At 67.4% G+C, this 26173-nt stretch carries 17 protein-coding genes and 1 tRNA gene; 8 read left to right on the forward strand and 10 right to left on the reverse strand.

Going from position 1 to position 26173, the window contains the following annotated elements:
- Positions 1-5 precede the first annotated feature (5 nt).
- Complete coding sequence (locus BO221_RS43185) at positions 6-3602, reverse strand: tetratricopeptide repeat protein (RefSeq protein ID WP_233166514.1); 3597 nt, start codon at positions 3600-3602, stop codon at positions 6-8.
- Positions 3603-3881: 279 nt separating this feature from the next.
- Here BO221_RS43185 and BO221_RS43190 point away from each other — a divergent pair, with 279 nt between their 5' ends.
- Positions 3882-4532: a hypothetical protein gene (locus tag BO221_RS43190; RefSeq protein ID WP_073566762.1), complete on the forward strand. Its 651-nt coding sequence runs from the start codon at positions 3882-3884 to the stop codon at positions 4530-4532.
- 70 nt (positions 4533-4602) lie between these two features.
- Positions 4603-5550 carry an ATP-binding protein gene (locus BO221_RS43195; RefSeq protein WP_073566763.1) on the forward strand — a complete coding sequence of 316 codons (948 nt, stop codon included), beginning with the start codon at positions 4603-4605 and terminating at the stop codon, positions 5548-5550.
- Between the two features lie 102 nt (positions 5551-5652).
- Here the strand turns inward: BO221_RS43195 and BO221_RS43200 are convergent, their stop codons facing one another.
- From BO221_RS43200 to BO221_RS43220, 5 genes are all read right to left on the reverse strand, one after another.
- A complete protein-coding gene (locus tag BO221_RS43200) occupies positions 5653-8199 on the reverse strand; it encodes a N,N-dimethylformamidase beta subunit family domain-containing protein (protein ID WP_073566764.1) in 2547 nt (848 codons plus the stop codon).
- Between the two features lie 115 nt (positions 8200-8314).
- Positions 8315-9523, reverse strand: a complete 1209-nt coding sequence (locus BO221_RS43205) for a hypothetical protein (protein WP_073566765.1) — start codon at positions 9521-9523, stop codon at positions 8315-8317.
- Positions 9524-9542: 19 nt separating this feature from the next.
- Positions 9543-11891 carry a hypothetical protein gene (locus tag BO221_RS43210; protein WP_083682338.1) on the reverse strand — a complete coding sequence of 783 codons (2349 nt, stop codon included), beginning with the start codon at positions 11889-11891 and terminating at the stop codon, positions 9543-9545.
- A 49-nt stretch (positions 11892-11940) separates the two neighbouring features.
- Positions 11941-12012: transfer RNA gene (locus tag BO221_RS43215), tRNA-Lys, on the reverse strand.
- A gap of 87 nt (positions 12013-12099) precedes the next feature.
- Complete coding sequence (locus BO221_RS43220) at positions 12100-13293, reverse strand: aspartate kinase (protein WP_073566767.1); 1194 nt, start codon at positions 13291-13293, stop codon at positions 12100-12102.
- Positions 13294-13500: 207 nt separating this feature from the next.
- Here BO221_RS43220 and BO221_RS43225 point away from each other — a divergent pair, with 207 nt between their 5' ends.
- Genes BO221_RS43225 through BO221_RS43240 form a run of 4 tightly spaced genes read left to right on the forward strand, consistent with a single transcriptional unit; the run spans position 13501 to position 18167 of the window.
- Positions 13501-14232 (forward strand): ABC transporter ATP-binding protein, encoded by a 732-nt coding sequence (locus BO221_RS43225; RefSeq protein ID WP_233166515.1) that lies wholly within the window; start codon positions 13501-13503, stop codon positions 14230-14232.
- A gap of 39 nt (positions 14233-14271) precedes the next feature.
- Positions 14272-15066 (forward strand): ABC transporter permease, encoded by a 795-nt coding sequence (locus BO221_RS43230; RefSeq protein ID WP_073566768.1) that lies wholly within the window; start codon positions 14272-14274, stop codon positions 15064-15066.
- Between the two features lie 21 nt (positions 15067-15087).
- Positions 15088-16671, forward strand: coding sequence for a GldG family protein (locus BO221_RS43235; RefSeq protein ID WP_073566769.1), 1584 nt, complete (start codon positions 15088-15090; stop codon positions 16669-16671).
- Positions 16668-18167 (forward strand): DUF4340 domain-containing protein, encoded by a 1500-nt coding sequence (locus tag BO221_RS43240; RefSeq protein WP_073566770.1) that lies wholly within the window; start codon positions 16668-16670, stop codon positions 18165-18167. The genes BO221_RS43235 and BO221_RS43240 overlap by 4 nt, the downstream gene beginning before the upstream one ends.
- A gap of 75 nt (positions 18168-18242) precedes the next feature.
- On the opposite strand, the gene BO221_RS43245 is transcribed toward BO221_RS43240, so the two are convergent.
- Together BO221_RS43245 and BO221_RS43250 are read right to left on the reverse strand one after the other, a co-directional pair.
- Positions 18243-20438, reverse strand: coding sequence for a BNR-4 repeat-containing protein (locus tag BO221_RS43245; protein ID WP_073566771.1), 2196 nt, complete (start codon positions 20436-20438; stop codon positions 18243-18245).
- A gap of 129 nt (positions 20439-20567) precedes the next feature.
- Complete coding sequence (locus tag BO221_RS43250) at positions 20568-21098, reverse strand: ester cyclase (protein WP_073566772.1); 531 nt, start codon at positions 21096-21098, stop codon at positions 20568-20570.
- Positions 21099-21366: 268 nt separating this feature from the next.
- Here BO221_RS43250 and BO221_RS43255 point away from each other — a divergent pair, with 268 nt between their 5' ends.
- Positions 21367-22200 (forward strand): hypothetical protein, encoded by an 834-nt coding sequence (locus BO221_RS43255; protein ID WP_073566773.1) that lies wholly within the window; start codon positions 21367-21369, stop codon positions 22198-22200.
- Between the two features lie 9 nt (positions 22201-22209).
- Here BO221_RS43255 and BO221_RS43260 read toward each other — a convergent pair whose 3' ends face one another.
- Both BO221_RS43260 and BO221_RS43265 read right to left on the reverse strand, forming a co-directional pair.
- Positions 22210-22647, reverse strand: coding sequence for a lipocalin-like domain-containing protein (locus BO221_RS43260; protein ID WP_158080017.1), 438 nt, complete (start codon positions 22645-22647; stop codon positions 22210-22212).
- Between the two features lie 78 nt (positions 22648-22725).
- A complete protein-coding gene (locus BO221_RS43265) occupies positions 22726-23565 on the reverse strand; it encodes a hypothetical protein (RefSeq protein ID WP_073566775.1) in 840 nt (279 codons plus the stop codon).
- Positions 23566-23901: 336 nt separating this feature from the next.
- Between BO221_RS43265 and BO221_RS43270 the strand changes: the two genes are divergently transcribed.
- Positions 23902-26103: a glycoside hydrolase family 44 protein gene (locus tag BO221_RS43270; protein ID WP_143196019.1), complete on the forward strand. Its 2202-nt coding sequence runs from the start codon at positions 23902-23904 to the stop codon at positions 26101-26103.
- Positions 26104-26173: the final 70 nt, after the last annotated feature.

Genomic DNA, 26173 nt, shown 5'->3' on the forward strand with positions numbered 1-26173 from the left:
ATTCATTAGAGGAAGTCCTCCGGTTCCTGCTCGTCCGTCCCGGCCTTCTTGGGCGTCCCCTCCTTGGTGGGAGCGGACGGACCATCGACCTGGGTGGCCGTCTGCTGCTGCAGCCGCTTGGCGAGATCCGACACGTCCTCGGCGGCCTGCTGGGTCTGCGTCTGCTCGGCCGCGGCCGTCTCGACGACGGGCGGCGGCACGTCCTGGATGGCGGTGAGCATGTCTCCACCGATGACCAGGTCACGGCCCTTGGAGAGGGCCACCTTGTCCTCGACCATCGTGGGGAACTGATCCGGGCGGTAGGTGTTGCGCAGCATCTTCAGGCTCTCGGCCGCGCAGTTGTTGAAGATGTCCAGCTCACGAGCCTTGGCCACGGCGTTGCCGAAGGCCTCGGCGGCGCTCTCCTTGAGCGGCTGGGCGTTGTTGCCGAACTCCTCGCGCAGCGCGCCCTCCGTCTCCTCGTCGATGCCCGGGGGCATGGGCGCGTTGATGAGCTTGTCCGCGAAGTTGTCGTAGACGAGACCCAGGCGGTACAGGGCGCAGATGCCGGGCTCGGCCGCGCCGATCTGCACCGTCTGCACGTACTTCTTCTCCACCACCGCGCGCGAGTCGTTCTTGTCCTTGATGGAGGCCTTGAACTTCTCCGGGCTGGCCGGCCGGCCCCAGGACAGCTTCACGCGGGAGTAGAACTGGAAGTCCGGCTCCACGCTGCGGAACTGGGCACGGGCCACCGGCTCCAGCGCCGACTTCTCCAGCGACGTCTGCAGACGCTTGGGCAGCTTCTCGTAGTAGTCGAGGATGCGGTTGTAGAGGCGCTCGGTATCCTTGGGACGGCGCAGCTTGTTCTCGTAGATGTCGACGATGCGGCCCTCGGCCATGAGGAACTTGCTGGGGCTGCGCATGTACTGGCGCTCGTACTCCTCCAGCTGCGTCATGGCCTTGACGTAGTTGCCCATCTTCTCGTGCAGGTCCACGATGGCCAGGAACACGTCCTCGGCGTCCTTGGCCTTGGGCCAGAGCGTCAGGTAGCGCTCGCGCAGGGACAGCGCATCCTTGAACTGGCCGAGCCCCTCGCGGTAGGTGGCCGCGTTGAAGAGCGCCACCTGGGCCTTGGACTCTTCCCACTTCTGCGGAGCGCCGGGCTTGTCGGACACCACCACGGCCTTGGCCTTGCCCTTGCCCTTGCCCTTCTTGGCGCGGGCGGGGGCCGGCTTCGCGGCGCCACCACTCTTGCTGGCCTCGTAGCCGTCCACGTACTGCTCGTACACGTCCGCGGACTCGAGGAAGTCACCGATGGCCTCCAGCGCCTCCGCGTTGTTGTAGATGCACTCCGGCACGAAGCGCGAGGACGGGTACTGCTCGATGATGCGCTGGCGGACCTGGATGGCCTTATCCAGCATCTTCGCCTTGTAGTAGTCCACCGAGGCGTTGAAGAGCGCCACGTCGGCGATCTCCGTCTGCGGGAAGTCCGCCACGAAGGCCAGGTAGGCCTCGGCCGCCTTCTCGAACTGGTTCTTGGCCTCGAGCTGGCTCACCAGCTTGAAGGAGGACTGCTCGATGACCTTGGAGAGCTCGTCGCGGAACTTGCCGGTGGCCAGCTTGTCGTTGGCGTAGAACTTGCGCGCCCACTCGTTCACCTTCGCCCAGTCCTCGAGCAGGTTGTACGAGTCGAGGATCAGGTTGGCGGCGATCTCCGCGGCGCGCTCGCCGGTCTCGAACTTGTACTCGGGCGAGCCCAGCGCGATCTCGCTGAAGCGCAGCACCGCCTCGTCGAAGTGGTTGTGGCGGTAGTAGATGTTGGCCGCCTTGAAGGCGATCTCCACCTTCTTGTCGCCCTTGGGCACGTACTTCAGGTAGCGCTCGCAGGCCTCCAGCAGATCCTTCTTGCCCTGCGGGATGTTGGACTTCTTGCGGATGTCCTTGCTGATCTCATCCTTGAACATCCCCTTGGCCTCGGCGTCCTTCACCATCTCGTCATAGGCGAGCACGGCGTTGTACGCGGCGTTGTTGAGCCACTTGCCCGGCTTGCCGGGCTTGGGGTTGCCCTGCTCGTCCTTGGCCTCCAGCAGCTTCACGTCCTGCAACACGACGAGCGTGTAGTTGGCCGCGGCCTTGTCGAACTTCTGGAGGTTGTCGTTGAGGAGCTCGGCCCAGAAGAAGCGCAGGTCATACGCCTTGGAGCTCTCCGGGAAGAGCGTGAGGTAGTCCGAGTAGATCATGTCGGCGTAGCCGAACGTGGCCTCCTCGCGCGTCTTCTTCGCCTCGTTGTGCCAGGTGACGGCGAGGTTGGACAGGGTGCGCTCGGCCAGATCCTTGGCCTCCGCGAGCGCCTTCTTGTCCTTCTCCTCCTTGATGACGCCGGAGCCCTCGACCTCCTTCATGATCTTCACGAGCCGGCGCACCTGCGTGACGGTGCGCTCCTTGTTGCCCATGCGGAGGACGATGTCGACGATGCGGCCCTGGAAGCCGGGAGCCTCGGGAGAGAGCGGCTTCTCCTTGATGAGGCTGTTGTAGGTGATGGCGGCCTCGCGGTCCTTGCCCTCGCCGTAATACATGTTGGCGAGCGTGCGCATCATCGCGAAGCGGTCATCCGGGTTGGTGGCGACCTTGGAGAAGTCCTCGCGGGCCAGCGTCACGTCACCCTCACGGGCGTAGGCGCGGACGTAGTCGGTGCGCGCCTCGCGCGCCAGCGAGCTGCCCTTCTTGTTGGCCGCGCCGTCCTTCTCCAGGGCCTGCGCGCCGGCCAGCTCGCCGTAGAGCACCACGGCCTTCCACTTGTCCTTGGCGCTGGTGTAGTCGCCCAGGTTGAAGTGGCACCAGCCCTGCTTGTAGAGCGCGAAGGCGTACACCTGGCTCTCGGGGAACTCGGCGGCCTTCTTGTAGGCGGCGAGCGCCTTCTCCAGGTCCGCGTGCTTGCCCTTCGAGTTGTTGAAGTAGTACTCGCCGAAGGCCAGGTAGGCGTCGGGGATGTACTTGGACTTCGGGAACTTCTCCACCAGGCGCTTGAAGGCCACCAGCGCCTTGCGATCCTGACCGTCCTCCATCAGGTACGTGCCGAGGAAGAAGAGCACCTCGTCCGAACGCTCGAAGTCCGGGTAGCCCTGGACGATCTTCGTGTACTGCTCGAGCGCGAGCTTGCCGTACTGCTTCTGCCGGGTGAGGAGCTCGGCCTTGCCCGCCTTGGCGCGATTCTGGGCCGCGGAGTCACCGCGGTTCATCGCCTCGATGAGCTCGTCGTCCTTGCGGTTGGCCTCGAAGAAGTAGAACTTCGACTCCTCCCAGTACAGCTCGCCCAGGCGGAAGAGCAGCGCGGGCTGCTCCTTCTGGTCCGCCGAGAGGGAGATGATCTTCTTGAGCGACTCGATCTGCTCGCGGCGCTTGGTGGCCACCTGGCCTTCCACGCCGAGACGGAACTGGTCGTATTGGAGGGCGGGCGCGTTGTCCTGCTTCTCCTTCTTGCGGCTGATATCGCCAGCGAGCGACTTGTCCACCACGGCAGTGGAGCTCTTCTTGCCGAGGTTGGCGTCGCGCGGCGCTTTCTTTTCCTGCGCGTTGGCCGTCGTGGCCAGGAGCAGAAGGCTGAGGAGGAGCGTGCGGCGCATGGGGTTCCTCTGCGGGGTTCTTCCGGCCCGGCTCCTCGCCTGCTCGGCAAGTGTCCGGGACTCTTCGGGAATTTCCATCTGGAAGGCGCGCACTATGCGCGGTGCGTTGGGGCCGGTCAACAGCCCCTTGGGGGCATGCCGGGCTGCTTGGACTCAGCCGGAAAGTTTTCAGAAGGGCTGTGCGCGAAGCGTTCTGCGGGTTGCGCTGTCAGCCCCTCCTGGTAAGGGGGAACCTTGCGCCCGGACGTCCGGCTGCCCACCAGGGAGATGTAGCACCACATGAGCCTCCTGCCCGAGAGCGCCAGCTTCGAAGAGCTGGTGCAGGACTACTTCCTCGCCATACGTGGCAGCGGATTGATGCTGTCCGCGCTCGACGTGGAGCTTTTGACGTCCTGGGCCGAGCAGGGAGTTCCCTTCGAGGTGGTGGCGCGAGGCATCGCCCGCTCGGCGGAGAAGGCGATGTGGGACGCGCGCCCCGGGGAGCCGGTGCTGCGCAGCCTCCGGGCGTGCCGCAAGCAGGTGGAGGCGGAGATCAAGAAGCACCGGGAGCGCACGGCGGGCGCGGGCACCGAGAGCACCCGGCGCACGGCCCGGATGCGCTCGTGGGAGGAGCAGCGCCATGCCCAGTTGCAGGCCTCGCTGGAGCGGCTGGCCGAGCGGGAGCCGGCGCTGGCCCCCCGTGTCCACCGGCTGCTGGAGGCGGTGCTGCACGAGGTGCCCACCGAATTCGCGAGGATGGAAACCCTGGAGACGCTGGTGGGGCTGATGCTGCTGCGCGCCCTGCCCTTCTCCGAGCGGCGGGAGCTGTGGCGCACGGCCCGGGGGGAGGACATGGATCAGCAGTACATGTCCTTCCGGGCGCGGCGGCTGGCGCGGCGCTTCCGGCTGCTGGCGGTGGTGCGCCGGCGGCTGGGGCTGATGGAGTCCTAGAGCGGTAGGTGGCTGAAGGTTCGTGTAGGAGGCTGACGAGCGTCAGGATGCTCTGCTATGGCCTGCGGACATGGGCATCAAGGCGAGCGGCGAGGTGTGTGGCGAGTGTGGTGGGCGGACCTACCTCATCGAGCGGCGCGGAGACCGGGCGCATGCACGGGTGTGCACGTGCTCTGCCCGGTGCGGGCTGTGTGAGGGACGCGGGTACGCATACGAGGTGCGCGAGGAGACCTTCAGCGCGAAGGTGGGCCCCAAGCGCTACGAGGTGCTGGTGCCGTGCGTCTGCCAGCATCGGGCGAAGCGCATGGATCACTTCAACCAGGTGGGGCTGCCCGGCGTGGTGGCGCACTCGAGCTTCGAGAACTACCGGGCCTTCAACGAGGCGCAGGACCGGGCCCGCAACCTGGCGATGCACTTCGCCCACCACTACAACAAGGGCGGGGTGAACAAGGGCTTCGTCCTCAGTGGCCCGGTGGGCACGGGGAAGACGCACCTGCTGGCCGCCACGCTCAAGCACCTGGTGCTCGAGGTGGGCCTGGAGGCGCGCTACGTGGAAATCTCCCTGCTCTACGCCACCATCCGGCGAGGCTTCCAGGAGGGCAAGAGCGGCGGGGAGATCATCGGCCCCCTGTCGGACGTGGAGGTGCTGGCCATCGACGAGCTGGGCAAGGGCCGCGGCAGCCAGTTCGAGATGGAGACGCTCGATGAGCTGATCGCCCGGCGCTACAACGCGGGGCGCACCACCCTCTTCGCGACGAACTACTCGCTGGAACCGGAGCGCAAGAGCGTCCGGACCGCGGCGCCGAGCGGCTACCGCACCACGGAGGACGCGAAGAACGCGGCCCGCGACGTGGAGCTGCTGCGCGAGCGCGTGGGTGAGCGCATCTACAGCCGCCTCTGCGAGATGTGCAGCTTCGTGGAGCTGCCGAAGGAAACGCCGGATCAGCGGCGCATGCGGCAGGAGCTGGACGTCCGCCCGGGACCTCCTCCGGGCGGCATGCGCGGCCCGGGACGATGAGCCCGCCGGGCGCGGTCTCGCGCAACTTGTCCAACTGTTGGACAAGTTCGTGAAGAGCGCGCCCGGGAGCTCCATCCCCTCTCGGCCACTGACAGGATCAGCTCATGGCGTGATGGCGCGCAGCAGCGCGTTGCCCGATTCCGCCACGTACAGCGTTCCGTCCGGGCCCACCGCGAGCCCCGCGGGCAATACCAGCTCCGCGTCGCCCCCGTTTCCATTCCGCGAACCGAAGCGGCCCGAGCCCGCCAGCGTCGTCACCTCGCCGCTCGGGGTGACGCGCCGCACCCGGTAGTTGCCCGGATCCGACACCGCCAGGCTCCCGTCCGCCAGCACCGCCAGACCCAGGTACGGCAGCATCCGCGCGTTCTCCCCAGAACCGTCCGCGAAGCCGCCCGGCGGAGAGCCCGCCACCACGCTCACCGTGCCGTTGCGCAAGGCCATCACGCGCGACATGCCCGTCTCCACCACGTACACCGTCCCGTCCGGCCCCTGCGCCACCGCCGAGGGCCGGTACAGCCACAGGTTCGCCGGCAGCGTCGTCACCGGGCTGTCCGGAGCCAGCAGATCGATCCGCCGGATGACGCCATTGCCCAGGTCCGCCACCAGCAACTCCCCCTGCGGCGTGATGGTCAGCCCCGCCGGCTGGTTGAAGCGAGCCTGCGCCGCCGGCCCATCCACCAGGCCCGGCTCCATCACCGCCCCGGCGAACACCGTCGTCGTCCCGTCCGGCGTGATGCGGCGAATGCAGTAGTTGTCCGAGTCGGAGACGTAGACGTTCCCCTGCGCATCCGCGGCAATCCCCATCGGGCCGTTGAGCCGCACCGGCGAGAGCGTCGAGATGCTCCCATCCGGCGCCACCCGCTTCACCTTGTTGGCCATCGCGTCCGCCACCGCCCAGCCTCCACCGGGCAGCACCGCCACCGCCACGGGCGCCGCCAGCAGCCCACGCCCCGGCCCTCCATCCTGATCTCCTCGCCGCCCCGCCTCCCCCGCCACCGTGCGAACCACTGGCGCATAGGAGCCTCGCGGCTTCGGCAACGGCGTCGCCTGGAGCACCACCAGGTCCTTCGGCACCGGCCTCCCCAGCGCACGGTAGAGCACGTTCGCCACCAGTCGTGCCGCACGCGGATCCGCCGCGTCGCTCGTCCCCAGCGTGTGCACGAAGTCGATGCCTCCCGAAGAGAACACCCACGCGTTCCCCTTACGGAACACCACCATCTGCCCGAAGCCGAACGCTCCCTGCAGCGACAACGCCGGTGACTCCGCCAGCACCTCCAGCCCCGCTGGCGACTGGCCGTTGTCCACCACCTGGTCCTGCTCGTAACCGTTCGCCTTCCACAGCGTGTCCCCGTTCCTCAGCCCCGTCCCCTCGAATGCCCAGTGGTTCGCATTCGTGATGACCGTGGGGAACGCGAACTGGTGCCACCGGCTGGAGAACATCACCCCCAACAGCGCGTTCTCCGGACGCGGCGTGGCCAGGTCCCTGAACTTCGCCGTCCGATCCGGGCTCCTCACTCCCACCGGGTCCGCCGCGTCGCCCTTGTAGCAGGTGACGATGCGCCTCGACCGCCCATCCGCCGATGGCTCCAGCCGCACCTGCCAGTAGGCCTGGTTCGCTCCGAGATTGATGAGCGACCGGCCCTCGGCCACCGCCTTGTCCGCCCGGTCACGGATCGTCCGGGTCCAATACTCGTCGTGCCCCGACATCACCAGCACCTTCGCCTCGGTCAGTGAGTCCCCGCTCCGATCCAGCTCCTCGTTGGTCACGTACGCCACGTCCAGGCCCTGGGCCTCCAGCCACATGATCAGCCCCTGCTCGTCATCCAGCAGGTGCCCCGAGCCGTAGCCCCGGTGGTACGGCCGATCGTACGAGGACTGGAAGGCACGGCCCTTCCCGGTGACGCGGAACTTGTCGTCGTAGAGGCTCGTGCCACCCCAGGTGTTGTAGGCCGCCCACGTCGCCGTCGGGATGATCACCGTCACCTCCGAGCGCGGCTGCACATCCCTCACGAAGAACGGCACGTAGCGCTGGTAACCGTCATCCCGCACCAGCTTCACCACGTACACCCCGCGCACCCAGCTCGCGTTCGTCTCGAGCTCCAACGTGGGCGTCCAGTTGCACGCGATGATGCCCGTGGGCTTCTGCGGCGGGCACGGCGCCTGCGGCACCGCCTGCAGCGGCCCTCCGCGCACCACCTCCCGGCCTCCCTGCCCTCCGTAATAGCCGAGCCGGTACACCTCCCAGCTGAACTTGTGCGGCCCTCCCGTCACCGAGACCGCGATCGGCACCCGCTCGCCCTGCGTCACCGTGGAGACGAGCGCATACCCTTCAATCTCGTTGTTGTTGGCGGCCCGCCTGGTGATGCGCCACGCATTCGTCCCCGGACGCGCGTTCTCCTTGCGGATCGCCTGCCCGTCATGCGGAGGAAGTGGAACCGGATCCGTCCCCCCGTCCGCGGGAGGAGGCATCGTCGGACCTCCGTCCACGATGTCCGGCTCTCCACCATCCGAACGCTGCACCGGGGAATTGTCGCGCCCGCCACCATTCGGCTCGCCCGTGCCCGTCCCGGTCTCCTCACATCCCCCGGCCAGGCCCAGGAGGCAGAGTACGGCAGCCAACACCCCAATGATCCGAACACCCTTCGCCATGCCCGCCTCCCAGCCCCCTTGGGGTTGCGAGGGTAAGCACGAGCCCCGGCATGGGAAGTGTTTCTCCCTCCCTGGGAGGCATGTCGGACAGATCCAAGCCTGCCTGCCCTTCTCTTCAGACCGCGAAACGATGTCCGGTCAACTCGACCCGTGAGAGGGTCAGCTGGAAGGGTACTCCGTCCCGCTCGAGCCCTCCGAGTGAGACGGAGCGCTCGACGAGCACTCCCTCCAGGCCCGAGTCCTCCGCGAGCTTGGAGGCCACGTTGACGGGATTGCCCGCGATCTCCCGCTCACCGTTGGCCAGGGGGAAGAGGTAGACCTCGCCCCGGGCCACGCCCACGTGGGCCTCGACGCCCAGGGCTCGATGGCCCTCGATGATGTCCCGTGCGAACGCCACCGCTTCACGGCCCTCCTCGAAGAGCACGATCGCCAGCGTGCCGTTGGACTTCACGACGTCCGCCCCGTGCGACGAGGCGATCCGCCGTACCGAGAGATCGATGAGCGACATGTCCGTGAAGGAGTCCAGCAGGAACTCACGCGGGGTGTGCTTCACCTTCACGAACACCACCGTCCGCGTCTTGCGGTACTCGGGGAACGCCTCCTTCCCGAGCTCCTCCACGGACATCGAACGCAGCCGCTGGAAGAACGCCGCGTCGAAGGGCGTCGGGTAGTGGGGGTTGCCGCCTTCCACGGCCTCCACACGTCCGGGGAAGTCCTTCAGCGACCACAGCGCCCCATGCCCCCGGAGATCCTCACGCACCCGGGCCGCATCGCGAAGCCCTCCCGGGAGCCGTTCGAGGACCGCACCCGACAGGACGATCTCTCCTCCCGAGGTCTCGTCCTCCGCGATGGCCTCGATGAAGTCCGCCCCCTCGCCAAAGAGCCCGCCGCCCACCCGGTAGCACTCGCAGGAGTGGATGCCGATTCCCACCTGCACCCGCAGCGCCTTCACCCGCTCTTGCGCCGCGAGCATCTGCGCGACGATCCGCGACGGCGCGATCTCCTCCTCGAAGAACATCTGCGAGTTGTCCGCCGCCCAGATGCCGATGGCCTCACCGCCAATCGCGGTACCGTAGGCGTGGAGCACCTCCTTGGGCTCGGAGACGAGCTTCATCACCTGGGCCAGGGAGTAGCGCTGGGTCAGCGTGGACAGTCCCGCCGAGTCCGTGGAGACCAGCGTGCCCCGCTTCCGGAAGGGCGCCAGCAACTGCTCATGCCGGGCGGAGGTCTTCTCCTGCCCGTTCCAGCTCAGCACAAGCCCGGCCGGGATGAGCCCCGCGATGTCCTGCCGCAGATCCGCCAGGGAGATGTTGTACGTAGCCATCAGGGGGCATTCTTCAACGTCACCCCTCGAAGAGCCAGTGCCGGCCGTCGGACCAGCCCAGGAACCGGCGGGCGATGCCCTTCGGGCCGCCACGGCCGCTCGCGTCGAACGCGTTGCCAGCGGATACCCACTCGAGCCCGGCCAGCACCGGCTCGAAACGGCGACCGAAGGCCTCGCCCTGCTCCTCGACGTGCTCACGTGCCAGGTCGAGGAACTCCCGCCGCGCCGGCGGATCCACGAACGACAGGAAGAACAACATCTGCCGCCAGGCGTAGGCCGTGTTCTTCACCATCTGGAGCTGCGCCTTCCAGTGGTCGATCTTCATCGTCTGCTGCCGGACCAGCCAGAGGAAGCACCGCTCCGCGAGGTGCGGCAGGGCCGGACGCAGCGTCTCCGCGAGCTTCAACTCCTCGAACAGGACCGCGAGGTTGTGCGTGGTGAGGATCTGCGCCTGCTCGAGGATGGTGCCGTTGCGGGCGACCGACCCGCCGCGCCCCCGCTTCGCCCCCGCGCGCTCGGTGCACAGCTCCGCGAAGCCCGGCGAGGTGTCCTTGCCCCACTTCTTCTCGCGATCGTCCAGGGTGAGGAGGTACTTCGTGGGGACATCGTAGTACCGGGCATAGAGCGTGCCCTCGAGCAGCCGTGCCGCCGCTCGCGCCGCGTCGAGGTACTTCATCGAGAACGTGCCCATGAAGATGTCGGCGGCGATCTCCTCCACCAGCGGAAGCCGCAGGTCCGCGTCCTTCGCGAGCGCGGACAACTCCTGGATGAGCTTGTTGGGGAGCAGCGTCTGGGGGAAGGAGGCGATCGCCAGCGTCGAGACCTGCTCGAGCGTCTGGCGCGCCAGCACCCGCGTACCGAGCTCGTTCTTGCGGTACGGACGGATCGCCTCCACCCACGGCAGCTCGTCGAACCGGACCTGGTGCTGCAGGTTCAACAGCAACAGGGAGCGCCGGCGCCGGAACGCCGCGTAGAGGGCGGTGTAGAGCCGGCGCAGCTCCGGATCCTCGATACCCGCCGCCCCCACCTGGGAGGTGATCTGCGGCAGCACGGTGGCGAGCACCTCGCCGGAGCCAATCACCCCGCGCTCCACGAGCTGGTCGATGGGCGCCTCAAGGCAGCGCTCGACCTTCCCGAGCAGATGCGGGGGAATGGGACGGCCGGGCGCGATTCCCAGGCTCGCGCTCTCGTCCTCGCGAACCGGAGCACCGGCGAGGTCCAGCGAGCCGAGCCCCTCATCACCCGGCAGCGTCCGCAGGCGGTTCGCCACCAGGACCGCGAACTCCTTCATGGTGGGTTGTTCGGCCATCCGCGCCTGCTCGTCACGCACCCGCCGGAGCCGCTCCGAGCCGGGGGCTCCGTGGCGCGTCACATACGAGGCGAGAATCTTGCGGATGGAGCCCACGTCCCGGCCCGTGAGCGAGCGCGCATCGGCGACGCACCGCTCCAGGAAGCCGCGCAGCCGGGCGAAGTTTTCCTTCGGGTGCTCGGGCTTGCCGCACAGCTTGTGATTCTGGCGCTCGGCCTGGTAGTCGCGCAGCAACCGCCGCGCTCGCTCGTGCCAGCCTTCCGGCCAGTGCTGGCAGGGCCAGCCGCCCTCGACCCGGCCCTGGCCGTCCGGGCGGCGGACCAGCTCACCGTTCTCCTCCGCCAGATGGGGGAGATCTCCCTCCACGGTCTCGAGGAACAGCTCGACGGCGCGGTCGTAGAGCGGATTCCAGACCCGCAGCGCCTCGTTCATCCTCGCGATCCGCGGGCGCCGCTCGACGGAATCCAGTTGCCGCACGGTGGTCCCCACCGTCTGCACCCGCACCACCGCGCTCGGGGAGAACGGACGGGGGTCCGGCACCGGGTAGAAGCGCAGCCGGTCCGTGAGGGGCGCCAGCGTCTCGAGCAGCTCCAGCGCCCGTTCCGCCTCGCCACGGCCGATCAGCCAGGCCACGGTCAGCAGCGCCCCCTCCTCCGGGATACGCACCCGGTAGCAGCCATTGCGCAGCGCCTCCGCGAGCTCGCGCTGGCCCTCGTCCCCCAGGAACCAGGCGTTCAACCGGGAGCGCTCCGTGGCGTCCTCGTCGGCGGGCGCGGGGAGCGAGTCCAGCCGCTCCCGCTCGTGCGGCTCCAGCGGGCCCTCGGCGAGCAGGTGGCCCGTGGCGAATCCACCCTGCGCGACCTCCAGGGTGACCCAGGCGGGAATCTCCTCGAGCGGCGTACGCGAGCCGACCGAGAGCGTCCCCGACGCCAGTTCCTCCAACACCGAGCGCCACCGCTCGACCTTCGCCGCCGCCCGCGCCCGGACCGCGGGGTCGGAGTGGTTCAGGCTCGTCTCGAGCCCACGGCGGAGCTGATCGAGCACATAGCCGGTGTTCACTCGAGGCGACGAGGAGTCGGTGGGCATCGGGAGCGGAGGGAAAGAGAAGACTTGGAGGCAGGATTCGAACCCGCGCCCTGCCGGTTAAGAGCCGGCTGCTCTACCGCTGAGCTACTCCAAGGATGAACGGACTCTAGCACGGTGGGGACAACCCCGGATCCTCGATACCCTCACCCCGGCCCTCTCCCGAGGGGAGAGGGGGTGACGCTCAGGCTCTGAGGAACTCCCGGTGCAGCCTCGCCGTGAGCGGTTTGAGGTGCTGCTTGTCCACCAGCAACGTCAGCTGCAACGGCGACGTGTGCACCGCGTGCACCCTCGCGCCCAGCTCCTCCGCCACCCCCAGTGCCCTCCTCAGGTAGCTCCAGTCCGCGTTCATCCCCGCCCCCACCGCCGTCACCGTCCCCACCTCCTCCCGCAGCGTCACCGTCTCCCCGAAGCGCGCCCCCACGTCCCGCTTCAGCGCCTCCAGCCCGTGCACGTCCTGCAACGGCACCGCGATGAATGTCCTCCCCTGCCCCATCAACCCGTCGAAGGCCAGCGCCCTCCCGCGCACCCCTCGCGCGTCCAGGAACTCCAGCAGCTCCGGCAGCTTCACCGCCTCCACCGCCTCCGATAGCACCGCCATCTCCGCCTCCGCCGTCACCCCCTTCACCCGCGTGTCCGACGGCGCCACCAGCTCCTGCACCGCCGTCCCCGTCCCCGCCGCATGCGCCGTCCTCGCCAGGATGACGATCCCCTTCGCCTTCGCGAACTCCACCGCCTGCGCGTTCAGCACCTTCGCCCCCGCGCTCGCCAGCTCCTGCATCTCGTCGTACGAGAGCGTCTCCAGCTTCCTCGCGTCCGGCACCACCCGCGGATCCGCGCTGAACACCCCGTCCACGTCCGAGTAGATCTCACACGATTCCGCGCTCAGCGCCGCCGCCAGCGCCACCGCCGTCGTGTCCGAGCCCCCTCGCCCCAGCGTCGTCACCTCCCGCTTGTACGAGACGCCCTGGTACCCCGCGACGATCACCACCTTGCCCTGCGCCAGCTCGTCCTGGATGCGGTACGGCCTCACCTCCACGATGCGCGCCTGCGAGTGCGCGTCGTTCGTGATGATGCCGCTCTGGCTCCCCGTGAAGCTGATGGCCGGCACCCCCTGCTCCTGCAGCGCCATGGACAAGAGCGCCATGGAGATGCGCTCCCCACACGTCAGCAGCATGTCCAGCTCGCGCCGGGGCGGGTCCGGCGACACCTGCTTGGCCAGCGCCAGCAGCTCGTCCGTCGTGTCCCCCATGGCCGAGACCACCACCACCACCTGGTAGCCCCGCTCCCGCGTCTGCTTCACCCGGAGTGCGACCTTGCGGATCTTCTCCACATCGGCGACCGACGAGCCGCCGTACTTCTGAACCACGATTGGCATAAAGCACCCGCTGCTTTGTTCCTAGGGACCGGCGAAGGTCACAGGTAACCTGCCGGGCGTGTCCGCCCAGACACACTGGAAGTCACTCATGCACAAGGCTCGCCAGCGTCCTCCCGTGACCCGCCCACGCCTGCCCGCCCGCCTTGACAGTCCGAGACCGGCTCTTATATCGGCCGCCGGTCGAACGCTTCTTTCCGGAGCTTCCCCATGCCCATGATCGAGGTCCAGAACCTCACCAAGCGATACCGGGAACGGGTCGCGGTGGACTCCCTGAACTTCTCGGTCGCCGAGGGAGAGATCCTCGGGTTCCTCGGCCCCAACGGCGCGGGCAAGTCCACCACCATGAAGATCCTCACCGGCTTCCTGCCCCCTTCCGAGGGCACGGCGAAGGTGGCGGGCTTCGACGTCTTCGAGCAGCCCCTGGAGGTCAAGCGGCGGATCGGCTACCTGCCCGAGACCCCGCCCCTCTACCCGGAGATGACGGTGGCCGGGTATCTGAAGTTCGTGGCCGAGCTCAAGCGGGTGCCCGGCCGCGGCATCCGCGCCGAGGTGGAGCGGGTGTCCGGCCTCACCGGGCTGGCGGACGTCATGGGCCGCGTCATCCAGAACCTCTCCAAGGGCTACAAGCAGCGCGTGGGGATTGCCCAGGCCCTGCTCGGCTCCCCGCCGGTGCTCATCCTCGACGAGCCCACCGAGGGACTGGATCCCGCCCAGCGCGCCGAGGTGCGCTCCCTCATCAAGGGGCTGGCGGGCAAGCACACCGTCATCCTCTCCACCCACATCCTCCCCGAGGTGACGATGACCTGCGAGAAGGTCCTCATCATCAACCAGGGCCGGGTGGTCGCGTACGATCAGATCCGCAAGCTCGCCAAGGTGCACGGTGGCAAGGCGGAGAACGTCTCGCTGGAGGAGATCTTCATCAAGTTGACCGCGGCCTGAGGCCCGCGCGTTCCCCCCGCACACGCTCCTGGAGGCCTCATGCGCACCGCGCTGGCCATCGCCCGCAAAGAGCTGTCCATCTACTTCACCACGCCCTGGGCCTACGCCGTCTTCACGGCGATGCTGGCCGTGTCGTCCTTCTTCTTCGTCAACTCGCTCTTCGATTTCCAGCGCGCCCAGGAGATGGCGCGCACGTACGGCTGGGAGCGCATCCCCCAGGAGTTCCGCAACCTCACCGACGGCGTGATGGTGCCCTTCTGGTCCACGGTGGTGATGATCACCCTCTTCGTGGTGCCCTTCCTCTCCATGAGGCTGTTCGCGGAGGAGAAGCGCAACAAGACGTTCGAGCTGCTGATGACGGCGCCCGTGCGGCCGGTGGAGATCGTCCTGGGCAAGTACCTCGGCGGCCTGGGCATCATCACCACCACCCTGGGGCTCACCATCTTCTTCCCCGTGCTGCTCACCGTCTTCGGCAAGGCGGACGCCGGCAGCGCGCTCGAGTGGAGCACGGTGCTGCTGGGCTACGGCGGGCTGCTCTTGTGGGGCGCCACCTGCATGGCCGTGGGCATGTTCATCTCCTCGCTGACGGAGAGCCAGATGGTGGCCGCGCTCGTCACCTTCGCGGTGTTGCTGCCGTGGATGCTGCTCCAGGGGCTGGCCCAGGCCACCGAGGAGCCCGTGCGCTCCTTCATCAGCTACCTGTCCTTCGGCGCGCAGTTGCAGGGCCTCATGCGCGGCGTGCTGGACCTCAAGGCGATCGTCTTCTTCTGCTCCGTCATCTTCTTCTCGCTGCTGCTCAGCCACCGCACGGTGGAAGCGCAGCGCTGGGCCTGACGTGCCCTCTCGGGACCGCCCATGAAAGCGTCCAACATCGGCAAGATCCTGGGTGGCTTCGGGCTGCTGCTGCTGTTCTCCAGCCCCTTCACCCTCTTCTTCTCCTCGGGCTCCTTCGCCATCGCCGCCGTCAAGGTGGTGGCCGGACTGGTGCTCCTGGGGCTCTACTTCGCCACGAACTTCAAACAGTTCGGCCAGTTCGCCTCGCGGCGCTCCAGCTTCTTCTTCGGCAGCACCACGCTCACACTGCTGCTGACGCTGGGCGCCCTGGTGGCCATCAACTACATCGCCCACAAGAAGAACCTGCGCTGGGACCTGACCGAGCAGAAGATCTTCACGCTCTCGCCCCAGACGATGAGCACGCTCCAGGGCCTGCGCGAGCCGGTGCGCGCCATCGGCTTCATCCCCACGGACCACCCCGCCTACGAGGCCTTGCAGGCCACCTTCGACCGCTACCACGCGGAGGCGCCGGACAAGTTCGACTACTCCTTCAAGGATCCACGCCGCTACCCGGACCTGGCCTCCAAATACGACCTGCACGAGGGCCAGATCACCGTGGTGCTCACACGCGGCGAGGGCGCCAGCGAGTCCCATACCGCGCTCAACGTCATCAGCGAGCAGGAACTCACCAACGCCCTCATCAAGCTCACCCGGACGAGCGAGCAGAAGGTGTACTTCGTGGTGGGCCACGGCGAGTGGCCGCTCAATCAGCCCATGCCCATGCCCGGCCAGCACGGCCGGACGACGAGCCTCTCGGAGATGAAGCAGCAGCTCACGCAGGAGGGCTACGTCTCCCAGGAGCTCAACCTCGCGGGCGGCACCACGGTGCCCCGGGATGCCGCGCTGGTGCTCGTCGCCGGAGCCAAGGGGCGCTTCAGCACCTCCGAGGTGGACTCGCTGCGCCAGTACCTGTCCGCGGGCGGCCGCATGATCTACTTCGCCGAGGCCTACGGTGAGCCCGGCCCGGACCTGTCCGGCCTGCTCGCCGAGTACGGCGTGGGCATCGACCCGGGCGTGGTCGCCGATGCGCAGTTCAACAGCGGCAGCCCCTACGTCGTGCTCTCGCTCTTCTACGGCCAGCACGAGATCTCCCTGCCCCTGAAGCAGCGGGAGCTCAACATCGAGTTCCCCACCTCGCGCGCCCTCAACGTGCTCACCCAGGGGCTGGCCGAGGGCGTGAAGGTGGTGCCGGTCGTCAGCACCTCGCCCTTCGGATGGGCGGAGCTGACGCCGGACGACAAGCCGGAGCCCGGCGAGGGCGAGCGGACCGGTCAGATTCCCCTGGTGACGGCCAGCACGCGCGGCACCGCGGGGGCGCCGGACAGACGCTCCGATGAGGCGCGGCTCGTGGTGGTGGGTGACTCGGAACTCCTCATGGACTCCAACTGGGGCCACGAGGGCAACCGCAACCTGGTGATGAACGCGCTCGGCTGGACCACCAGCCAGGAGGACAAGGTCACCATCCGTCCTCCGGACCGCGCGGCCTCCACCCTCCAGCTGGATGCGGACATGCTCCACCGCATCCGTTTCGTGTCCACCGATGTCCTGCCCCTGTCGCTGCTCGGCGTGGGCCTGGCCATCTGGCTCTCGAGGCGAAACAAGTGAACGCTCAACAGAAGAACCTCGTCACGGTGCTCGCCGCCGCCCTGGTGGCCGGTGGGCTCGGTCTCTACGCGTACTTCGGCGTGATGCAGCCGGAGCAGAAGGAGGCCCAGCGCAAGGCGGTGGAGGAAAAGGTCTTCGCCCTCCAGACTCCCGGAGAGACCGGCACCGACGGCGGCGCCGCGCCCGAGCCCATCTTCACCTGGCTCTCCGTCGAGGTGACCCAGGGTAAGACGGTGATGGAGTTGAAGGACGGCACCTGGCGCATCACCTCGCCCATCTCCGCTCGGGCGGACAAGAACGAGGTGAGCACCCTGATCAGCCAACTGTCCGCCGCGAAGTTCAAGGCCACCCTCGAGGAGAACCCCACCGACGCGGACCTGGAGCGCTACGGGCTGAAGCAGCCCCGCGGCATCATGACGGCCCGCGCCTACGTGCCGGACGCCCAGGGTGGCGGCGCGGACGATCCCTCGCGCCAGCGCTCGACGACCGTCTACCTGGGTGTCGAGAACAACTTCGACGGCTCGGTGTACGTGCGCCGCGAGGGAGATCCGCGCGTGTACTCCGCCCGGGGCGGGCTCCGCTTCGTGCTGCTCAAGCACACCAATGAGTGGAGGGACCGGATGGTCTTCCCCGTGGAGGAGTCCTCGCTGCTGCGCATCGAGGCGAAGGCGAGCAAGAACGCCTTCACCCTGGAGCGCGCTACCACCGAGAAACCGTGGAAGCTGGTGCAACCGGTGGAAATGCGAGCGGCCGCCGACCAGGTGAAGAAGATGGTGTCCACGCTCGAGGGGTACCGGGCTGTCTCCTTCCCCGAGCCGAAGCATGAGGAGAAGGTCCGTCAGGCCCTGGAGAAGCCGATGGTGCAGGCGACCTTCGTGCGCAAGATCGGCGGACCAGTGCGCGTGCGCATCACCGAGCTGGAGCTGGATGGCGTCAAGCAGGTCTTCGCGCTGTCCGAGTGGGACGACGAGTCCGTTCTCTCCCAGGTGGACTTGCGCGCCCTGAACGCGCTGGACCTCGAGCCCAAGGACTTCAAGGACCGCAAGGCGCTCGCCTTCACCATCGGCGAGGTGGCCCGCATCGTCATCCACCCGGCCACGCCCACGGGCGATACGATCTCCGTCGTGCAGGCCCCGGACACCGGCAAGTGGGAGGTGGCCAGCCCCCTGGTGGGCAACGCCAAACAGTTCAAGGTGGCCTCGCTGCTGGGCTCGCTGGAGAAGCTCGAAGCGGCGGCGCTCGGCGAGTCCAACCCGAAGAACTGGGGCAAGTATGGCATCGGAACCACCGGCCGCGGGGTGACGCTGCAGGACTTCCAGGGTCAGGAGCTGGCCCGGCTGAGGCTCGGCACCGAGGTGAAGGGCAACCCTCAGCGCCTGTGGGCCCGTGGCTCGTCCGAGGACGTGCTCGAGCTGGACAAGTCCGTCATCGACGCGCTGCCCCTCGCCCTCACGGAGCTCATGGACGGAGCGCCCGCCGCGGCCGGCACTCCCTGAGTCTTCGCCCCACACTCCTCGGAGCCGTTCGAGGACGAGCCCGGGCCATCTCCCGGGACTCCGTGCGCGCCGCCCTCACCGTCCGAACAACGGCTGCTCGAACAGACGAGACCAGCGGTAGGTCCGGACGTCATAGCGGTTGATGATCCACTCCCCATCGCCGCTGGAGCCCTGCCGGTACTTGAAGAGGAAGTCGCCCCGGGGGCTCCGGTAGAAGCGGGGATAGGTGGCCCGTGTCTCCAGCTCGCCCACCATGGGCTGCCGGGCGAACGAGGACGCAACGAGCCCGCGCGAGCGCCAGTACGTGAGCGGATGGCCGTGCAGGTCCCCCGACAGGTGGACGTCGTGGTTGTCGTCCACTTCCAGCGTCAGGTAGTTGTGGCTGTCCCAGCCCTTGAACTGATCGTCGAGAACCTTGTAGCTCCAGGGCCCCTCTCCGTTGCGGATGGCGACCTTCACCCGCCGGTCGGCGTCGTAGTAGGCGACGAGCTGGTGCCGCTTGAAGACCACGAAGTCGAACGTGGCGGAGCTGCCTCCCCAGGCGCGATCGACCCGGCTGCTCTTCCAGGCATTCGTGACCGGGTCGTAGCGCCAGACGACGAGCTCCGTCAGGAACTTCTCCGGGCAGGTGGTCTCCGAGGGTTGGTACGCGGTGAGGGGCCGGCCCGAGCAGTCATAAGGCTGATCCCGATTGGTGGGCAGGGCCTCCCAGCGGAGGTAGTGCGTCAGGGACGGATCCTGCGTGTCCCAGACCATGGGCCCATCCGTGGCGCCGAGACCCGCGATGCCGCCCGTGCCGGACACATCGGCGGTGCCCCCCTCGAGGCTGTCGCGCAGGTAGTAGCGCTCGGTCACCGGATCCACGATGCCGATTGCGGGCAGGCCGTCCTCGTTCCAGTCCCCCACGAGCGGCAGGAAGGGCGTGGTGGCAGGGCCGAAGGAGAAGCGCTGGGGGCCGTCCCGCCGCTGGAGGAGGAAGGTCCGCGTCTTGGGCAGGAAAAGCCCCGCGCGGTTGCCATCCCCATCCCAGTTGCCCCGGATGACAATGGCCTCCTTCTGGACGCGGGGGCGCAGCAGGCGCAGGGAGAAGGGGGTCACCCACCCCGCCGCGCGGGTCTCCTGCACGCGGGCCTCGGGAGGCAGCGCGGGCACGGGCCGGGTGAAGGTGTCGTAGTCGATGCTGGCGCCCGGCGCCGAGGTCACCGCGAGCGCCGGGCCCGCGGCGGACAGGGTCCAGTTCCCCGAGGCGGGCGAGCCCGCCGTGTCGGCGTCGGCCCGGGAGAAGGACTGGACGACCGCGCCGGTGTTCGTCACCCGGGGCACGGAGTAGGACACCGAGGTGGGAGTGCGTGGCAGTGACCCGCTTCCCGCGAGTACGTGCTGGGTCTTCCACGCGGTCATCTCGTGGATGGTCCATTGAGTGCCCTCGAGCCGGGCGTTGTAGACCTGTGTGGTCCACACGGGCCGCTTGGTCTCGGAATAGACGGCCTTGTACTTCTGGTAGGTCAGGATGGGCCGGCCCTCTGCATCGAAGCCGACGTTCACGTTGTTGAGCACGCCCTGGTTCGTCTGAATGGGATCGACGACAGAGCGCGACGCGGTCGTCAGGGGCAGCGTGAGCTTCTCCCCACAGGTGTTGTACCAATTGACCAGATCCTGGCTCCGAGCCACCGAGACGCTGTGGTTGGTTTCCACGGCGGGCGTCTCACGCCACACCCAGGCCATGTAGACCCAGGGCTGGCCCTGGCCCTGGGCGTTGCCGGAGGGATAGGCGTTGCGCTCGGCGGCGTCGGCCCAGAGCGAGGCCATGCACCCGCGAGGCGCGTCCGCGAGGGGCCGCGGGAAGCGGATCCGCCCCGAGTTCACCAGGGCGGAGTTGCGCACTCCGTCGACGACGCGAAGCCCATGGACGTAGACCGGCTGACCACCGGCCGCCGCGAGCACATGCTCCGGAATGGCCACGTGGAAGCGATAGCGCCCGCTGCCCGCGCCGCACCGCTCGTCCACCGCCGGCTCGGCGAGGAACCGCGACGCCCCCTCGAACATGAACTGGCCCCGGGGCTCGTCATAGGCCGAGGCGCCGGCGTACACGTGGATCTTCAGGGACGCCGCGGCGCCCTGCTGACAGGTCCACCCGTCCAGGAAGTACTGGTCACCCTCGAGCACCAGGCCATCCAACTGGCCGATGACTTCCCCGGGCGTGGCGAGAAGGGATTGCGCCGCGCCCGGAACGGGGAGCAGCAGTGCGAACACGACGAGCAGACGTTGCATGGAGTGCCTCGACACGAACGGCCCCGTGTGACGGCTGGGGCCAACGGGAGATTATCGAGGGAGGCACGAGGAAAGTCGCGTGCGGGGCGCTCTTTGGAGGAGCGCACCGAATCGCGGTCTGCTCACGGGCTACACGCGCTCGTATTCCCGCACCAGACTGATACCCGCCACCATGGGCGCCACGAGCTCCGGCTTGTTCTTCGTGATGCCCAGGCGGGTGGTGGGGTACCACGCCGCCAGCGACGGAGCCGCGAACACGCCAAGCTGCTGCAGCAGCGACAGCATGTCGGGCATGTCCCAGAACTCGGCGATCTTCCCGTGCTCCAGCCGGTAGTGCGGATGGGACACGACCGTGACATTCCGCCCGGTCGCCGGAATGCCCATGAAGGCACCGGTGTGCACCGCATTGACACTGATGCGCGGCGCGATGATGTCCCTCTGGAAGACGAAGCTGTCGATGGTGTAGCGCATCGACGAGAAGGCATCCAGCCAGGACCTGATGACGGCCTTCATTCCATTCAGGCCGGGCTCCATTCCAGGGATGTCCGGGTGCGGCACGACGTCCCTGGTGTAGAAGCGCCCGAGCTCCTCCACGCGGCCCTTCTCGTAGATGGTGGTCACGTAGTCCTGGAAGAACCTGCGTGCGGTCGTCGCGTCCATTTTTCCCCCCTCGGGTGGTGCTGCGTGTTGCGACAGCGGGGTTCATTGCCCCCCCTGCATGCTCAGCGTTGTGCCACGGACGCCGTGAGCGCGCTGTGAGCCAACTCGCAGAGAAAGTATGAACTCCTTCACACACTTCCCCTCCACTTCCACCCTGACGGTGCCCACCCGCCATAGTGGACCTGTGAAGCCCGTCACTTCACATGGCACCACACGCAATACTCTTCCTCGCGTTTCACGAACCCCACGCATTTCCTCTGGAGGATGCATGCGCCCTGGACTGCTGACGTTGTCCCTCGCTTGTCTCGTGCTCACTTCGGGCTTTGGCCCGCCACCCGCTTCCGACATCTTCAAATCCCAGGGCCGCGCGGCGAGCAGTTGCAATACGGCCGGCGGATTCGGCCAGTACGTCCTGGCCCTGAGCTGGGCGCCCAGTTTCTGTGGCTCCAACAAGAGCCATTGCAGCCTGAATGAGTGCAAGAACCTCTCTGGCACCTTCGCTGGCAACCACCTCACGCTCCACGGACTGTGGCCTCAGTACACCGATGCCCAGGCTCCTTCCGGCTGCTCGTATCCATCCAACTGCCCGGGTCCCGCCTACGACCCGAGCACCCTTCCCTCCGACATGGCGACGTACGCTCCGGCCTACGTCCTCGACGGACTGGGCGCGCACGAGTGGCCCAAGCACGGCACCTGCTCGGGCCTGGGCCAGCCGGTCTTCTATCAGACGGCGATCCGCTTGTTTCAGTCGCTCGGTGGCGATCAGGGAACCCCTGGCGCGCTCACCCAGAACATCGGAGGCAAGGTCGCGCTGGCGACGCTCCAGAAGGCTTTCGGGAATGCGCCGCCCGAGAGCGTGACCTTGAGCTGTGACAACTCCTGCAACCTCCAGCAGGTGGGGATCTGCTTCGGCGCGGACGCGCAGGGCAATCCGACGGGCCCCACCGCCTGTCCCCAGAGCACGACGAAGTCTTCCTACGACAACAGCTGCGTCGTGGGCAGCGGCAAGAAGACGCCTCAGCAGCCGATGTGCCCGATGATCAAGATCCGCGCACCGGCGGGCACGTGCGCCACCGGCGCCACCAAGAGCAAGAACCGGTAGCCGACAGGCTCAGCGTCCCGTCCGCTGCCATTCCAGTACGACCACGGATTCGTTTCCTCCCATCAACAGGGGTTCGGTGCTCAAGACCAGCCGGTTCCCTGTCATGGTTGCCTTCCTTCTCTGCACGGTTCCGATCCAGTTCGGGAAGACGCTGCCCGTGATGTGGTGGCAGACCGTTTCCGTCTGCTCTTCGGTCTCGTAGGTCCCGAAGTAGACGGCAGCCCCGTCCAGCGCGTCCTTCGCCTCCTGCGCCAGGCCCCCCTTCAAGTCCGCGGATTTGAAGGGGGTGCGGTCCCGCCTCATGAGTTGCACCGCCATGTTCCCGAGGCGGTCATACATCAGTATCCCCAAGGGATTCTGCCCGTAGGGGTAATCCCGGCTGCCATCTGGCAGGCGCCCCTCCACGGAAATGAGTTGCCAGGTACCAACGAGTCCATCCTTGAGCATCGCTTTGTCTCCCTCGGGGAACCCTGGCATGAGCATGCAGGGTCGCTTCGTGTACGCTGACGGCCGCATGACCCCGCATCAGGGCCGGTGTGCTTGCACATCGATGTGAAACGTGGACAGGAGCCTGCCACTGTCATTGTGGGCCGTGACCATGAAATGGCCGGCCCCTTCCCGGACACAGCTCAGCTGCAGCGGCTCCCCCGGAAGGGACGCGTGCTTGCAGGTGAGAACGCACCGGGTTATTTGATAAGCATCGAATCCAGGGAAGTGGCGCAGAAGAGAGCACACGTTCCCACCAAGGATCGACACAGGACACATCGCCCGTGTGGCGAAGTGACCGGCGAAGTCCTCGCGGCGGAACCCCTCCAGGGTGGCTCGTAGCGCCTCACCGGGTTTTATCCATTCGATTTGCATTGGCCTCACGGGATCCACGTACGGGCCAGGCTGGCCGGGAGCCAGCACAACCGCCGGTGCCGCATCGGTCCCCTTGGCTTTCACGAACTCCTCTTCGTTGAGACCAACGTACTCCACATCCAGGACCGCGTAGCGCTCGCCCTCCGCCGTGAAGCACGTCACGGCCTCCGTATAGAAGGTGAATCGCTTGGACTGCTCGATCCGGTCCACGCGCCCCACGCAGCGGAAGAAGTCCGTGGTGGTGGCGTGGACCGGGAACACCTGAAGGTCCGCCTTGGTGGCGAGGTAATAGTGTCTCGACTTGATCGGATTGGCCACGGCGCAGGCCAGTACGCCGTGGACAGCCAGGGTGCGGAACCCCTCGGAACAGCTCATCAATGTCGTCTCGGCGTAGCGCCGCTGCTCCGGCTTGAACTTGCTGTAGACAACACCATTGTCGACGGCAACGTCATACACCGTGACATAGGGTGCGGATTCTCCAATGAGCTCGAACAGGTTCTCCATCGGCTTCCTGCTTTCGTGGGGGGGGACAACGAAGGTGTTGGGGTCAGGGGAGTGCGTTTGCAGAGCCCATGCCATGCCAGGGAATGCCTCGGACCGAATGGTTGACACCCTAGAAGGGCGGGCTGACATGTCTAAAGGAGCGGGCTGACATGACAGACGGGCGGGCTGACGTGTCACAGCCGATGGAGAGCGGAAGCCGAAGGCCGCTCTCCCCACGAGGAGGCACACGAGCACCTGGCTCCTCGCCTGGGGGTTAATGCCCGGTGTCGCGCATGGTCAACATCCGCCCCGTCATCGACGGACCATGGGCGTTGCCCAGGGGGGAGGGACAGGGGGATGACTCAGCGACAGCAACGGGATTCGTGTGGGGTACGTGCGAGGGGGCTCGTGGGGCTGCTGGTCTTCGTGGCCCTGCCCGCCCTGGCGCAGAACCCGGCCGTGACGGTGGGCATCAACGTGGGCGCTGGCAGGCATGCCATCAGCCCCTTCATCTACGGCGTGGGGTTTGGGACACAAGCCGAGCTGGACGAGCTCAATGCGCCACTCAACCGCAATGGTGGCAATGCCAGCTCGCGTTACAACTGGCAACTCAACGCCGCCAACCGTGGCGGCGACTGGTACTTCCAGAGCCTGGCGTACTCCAGCACCGAGCCGGGTGGAGAGGTGGATGCCTTCATCGCCAGCACCCGGGCGGCGGGGGCCGAGCCCCTCGTCACCGTACCCATGGTGGGCTGGGTGGCGAAGCTCGGCACCAGCCGCTCGCGGATGTGCAGCTTCTCCATCGCGAAGTATGGCGCACAGACGGAAAGGGATTGGCAGTGGTACCCCGATGCGGGCAACGGCGTCCTGCTCGACGGGCGCAACGTCAACAATGATCCCAACGACGCCAATGTGCCCGCGGACCCCTCCTTCCAGAAGGGTTGGGTGGACCACCTGCTCCAACGCTGGGGGCCGGCGTCGAGCGGCGGCGTGCGCTACTACCTCATGGATAACGAGCCCAGCCTCTGGCACTCCACGCACCGCGACATCCATCCCACGGGGGCCACCATGGACGAGGTGCGTGACAAGCACCTGGCCTATGCGGCCATGGTGAAGGCCTCGGATCCGGGAGCATTCGTGCTCGGCCCGGAGGAGTGGGGATGGAGTGGCTATCTCTACAGCGGGTATGACCAGCAGTACGCGCCCCCGACCAACTGGACCCGGTTCCCGGACCGGGAGAACCATGGGGGCTGGGACTACGTGCCATGGCTGCTCGCACAGTTCCGCCAGCACGAGCAGACCACGGGACAGCGGCTGTTGGACGTGCTCACCGTCCACTACTACCCCCAGGGCGGCGAGTTCAGCGACGACACCTCCACGAGCATGCAACTGCGGCGCAACCGCTCGACGCGTTCGCTGTGGGATCCCAACTACGCCGACGAGTCGTGGATCCAGGACGAGGTCGTGCTGATTCCCCGGCTGAAGGGCTGGGTGGGGACGCACTACCCGGGCACGAAGGTGGGCATCACCGAGTACAACTGGGGAGCGGAGGGCCACATCAGCGGGGCCATCGCGCAGGCCGACGTCCTGGGCCTCTTCGGTCGGGAGGGGCTCGACTATGGCATCCGGTGGGAGACACCGGACCCCAGCACGCCCACCTTCAAGGCGATGAAGCTGTACCGCAACTATGACGGCCTCAAGTCGGCCTTCGGGGACGTGAGCGTCTCGTGCACGGTGCCCAATCCGGACAACCTGTCGGCGTTCGCCGCGCAGCGCACCAGCGACGGAGCCCTCACCGTCATGGTCATCAGCAAGGTGCTGTCCGGAGATACCCCGGTCACACTGAACCTGGCGGGGTTCGCGCATGCGGGCATGGCGCGGCGCTGGCAACTCACCGCGGCCAACACCCTCACCCGGCTGGCGGACCTGGGCGTCTCGGGCAGCGGCGTGAGCAGCACCGTGCCCGCGCAAAGCATCACGCTCTTCGTCATTCCCGCCGGCGGCACCAGCGGCAACCCGCCTCCCGTGGCGGATGCCACTGCGACTCCGTCTTCCGGCACGGCACCGCTCGTGGTGAGCCTCAGCGGCGCGGGCTCCACGGACTCCAACGGAACGATCGTGTCGTACGTCTGGGATTTCGGCGATGGCCAGCAGGGCACGGGCCCCACGCAAAGCCATACCTATTCCCAGCCGGGTACCTACACCGCCACGCTCACGGTGACGGATGATGGCGGCGCCACGTCTTCCGACACCGTCAGCATCTCGGTGCTCTCCGGTTCCGTCACCCTGACGGCACCGAGCAACTTCTACACCCAGACCTCCGGCTCGGACGTGACGCTGCGCTGGAAGGATAACTCACAGGGAGAGGATGGCTTCATCCTCGAGCGCTCACCCCAGGTCCAGCCGTACGATTTCCGGGAGGTGGGCCGGGTGGGCGCCAACGTGACGGTGTTCGTGAACACGCAGGTGCCCCGGGGCAGCTATTACTACCGGGTCCGGGCCTACAAGGGGACGTCGTTCTCCGGCTACTCGAACATGGACAGCTCGACGGTGCGGTAGCGGGCCTGGGGCCGCGATGATGACGGCCCGCTCGGGCATGGCTCGACCGCCGCTCCTGGAGGCGTGGTCC

Source organism: Archangium sp. Cb G35 (genome assembly GCF_001896145.1).
GTDB classification, from domain to species: Bacteria; Myxococcota; Myxococcia; order Myxococcales; family Myxococcaceae; genus Archangium; species Archangium violaceum.

Excerpts from the sequence above, each read along its gene's own strand:
- BO221_RS43185 (WP_233166514.1), bottom strand. The coding sequence starts at position 3,602 with ATGCGCCGCACGCTCCTCCTCAGCCTTCTGCTCCTGGCCACGACGGCC.
- BO221_RS43190 (WP_073566762.1), top strand. The coding sequence starts at position 3,882 with ATGAGCCTCCTGCCCGAGAGCGCCAGCTTCGAAGAGCTGGTGCAGGAC.
- BO221_RS43195 (WP_073566763.1), top strand. The coding sequence starts at position 4,603 with ATGGGCATCAAGGCGAGCGGCGAGGTGTGTGGCGAGTGTGGTGGGCGG.
- BO221_RS43200 (WP_073566764.1), bottom strand. The coding sequence starts at position 8,199 with ATGGCGAAGGGTGTTCGGATCATTGGGGTGTTGGCTGCCGTACTCTGC.
- BO221_RS43205 (WP_073566765.1), bottom strand. The coding sequence starts at position 9,523 with ATGGCTACGTACAACATCTCCCTGGCGGATCTGCGGCAGGACATCGCG.
- BO221_RS43220 (WP_073566767.1), bottom strand. The coding sequence starts at position 13,293 with ATGCCAATCGTGGTTCAGAAGTACGGCGGCTCGTCGGTCGCCGATGTG.
- BO221_RS43225 (WP_233166515.1), top strand. The coding sequence starts at position 13,501 with ATGCCCATGATCGAGGTCCAGAACCTCACCAAGCGATACCGGGAACGG.
- BO221_RS43230 (WP_073566768.1), top strand. The coding sequence starts at position 14,272 with ATGCGCACCGCGCTGGCCATCGCCCGCAAAGAGCTGTCCATCTACTTC.
- BO221_RS43235 (WP_073566769.1), top strand. The coding sequence starts at position 15,088 with ATGAAAGCGTCCAACATCGGCAAGATCCTGGGTGGCTTCGGGCTGCTG.
- BO221_RS43245 (WP_073566771.1), bottom strand. The coding sequence starts at position 20,438 with ATGCAACGTCTGCTCGTCGTGTTCGCACTGCTGCTCCCCGTTCCGGGC.
- BO221_RS43250 (WP_073566772.1), bottom strand. The coding sequence starts at position 21,098 with ATGGACGCGACGACCGCACGCAGGTTCTTCCAGGACTACGTGACCACC.
- BO221_RS43255 (WP_073566773.1), top strand. The coding sequence starts at position 21,367 with ATGCGCCCTGGACTGCTGACGTTGTCCCTCGCTTGTCTCGTGCTCACT.
- BO221_RS43260 (WP_158080017.1), bottom strand. The coding sequence starts at position 22,647 with ATGCTCAAGGATGGACTCGTTGGTACCTGGCAACTCATTTCCGTGGAG.
- BO221_RS43265 (WP_073566775.1), bottom strand. The coding sequence starts at position 23,565 with ATGGAGAACCTGTTCGAGCTCATTGGAGAATCCGCACCCTATGTCACG.
- BO221_RS43270 (WP_143196019.1), top strand. The coding sequence starts at position 23,902 with ATGACTCAGCGACAGCAACGGGATTCGTGTGGGGTACGTGCGAGGGGG.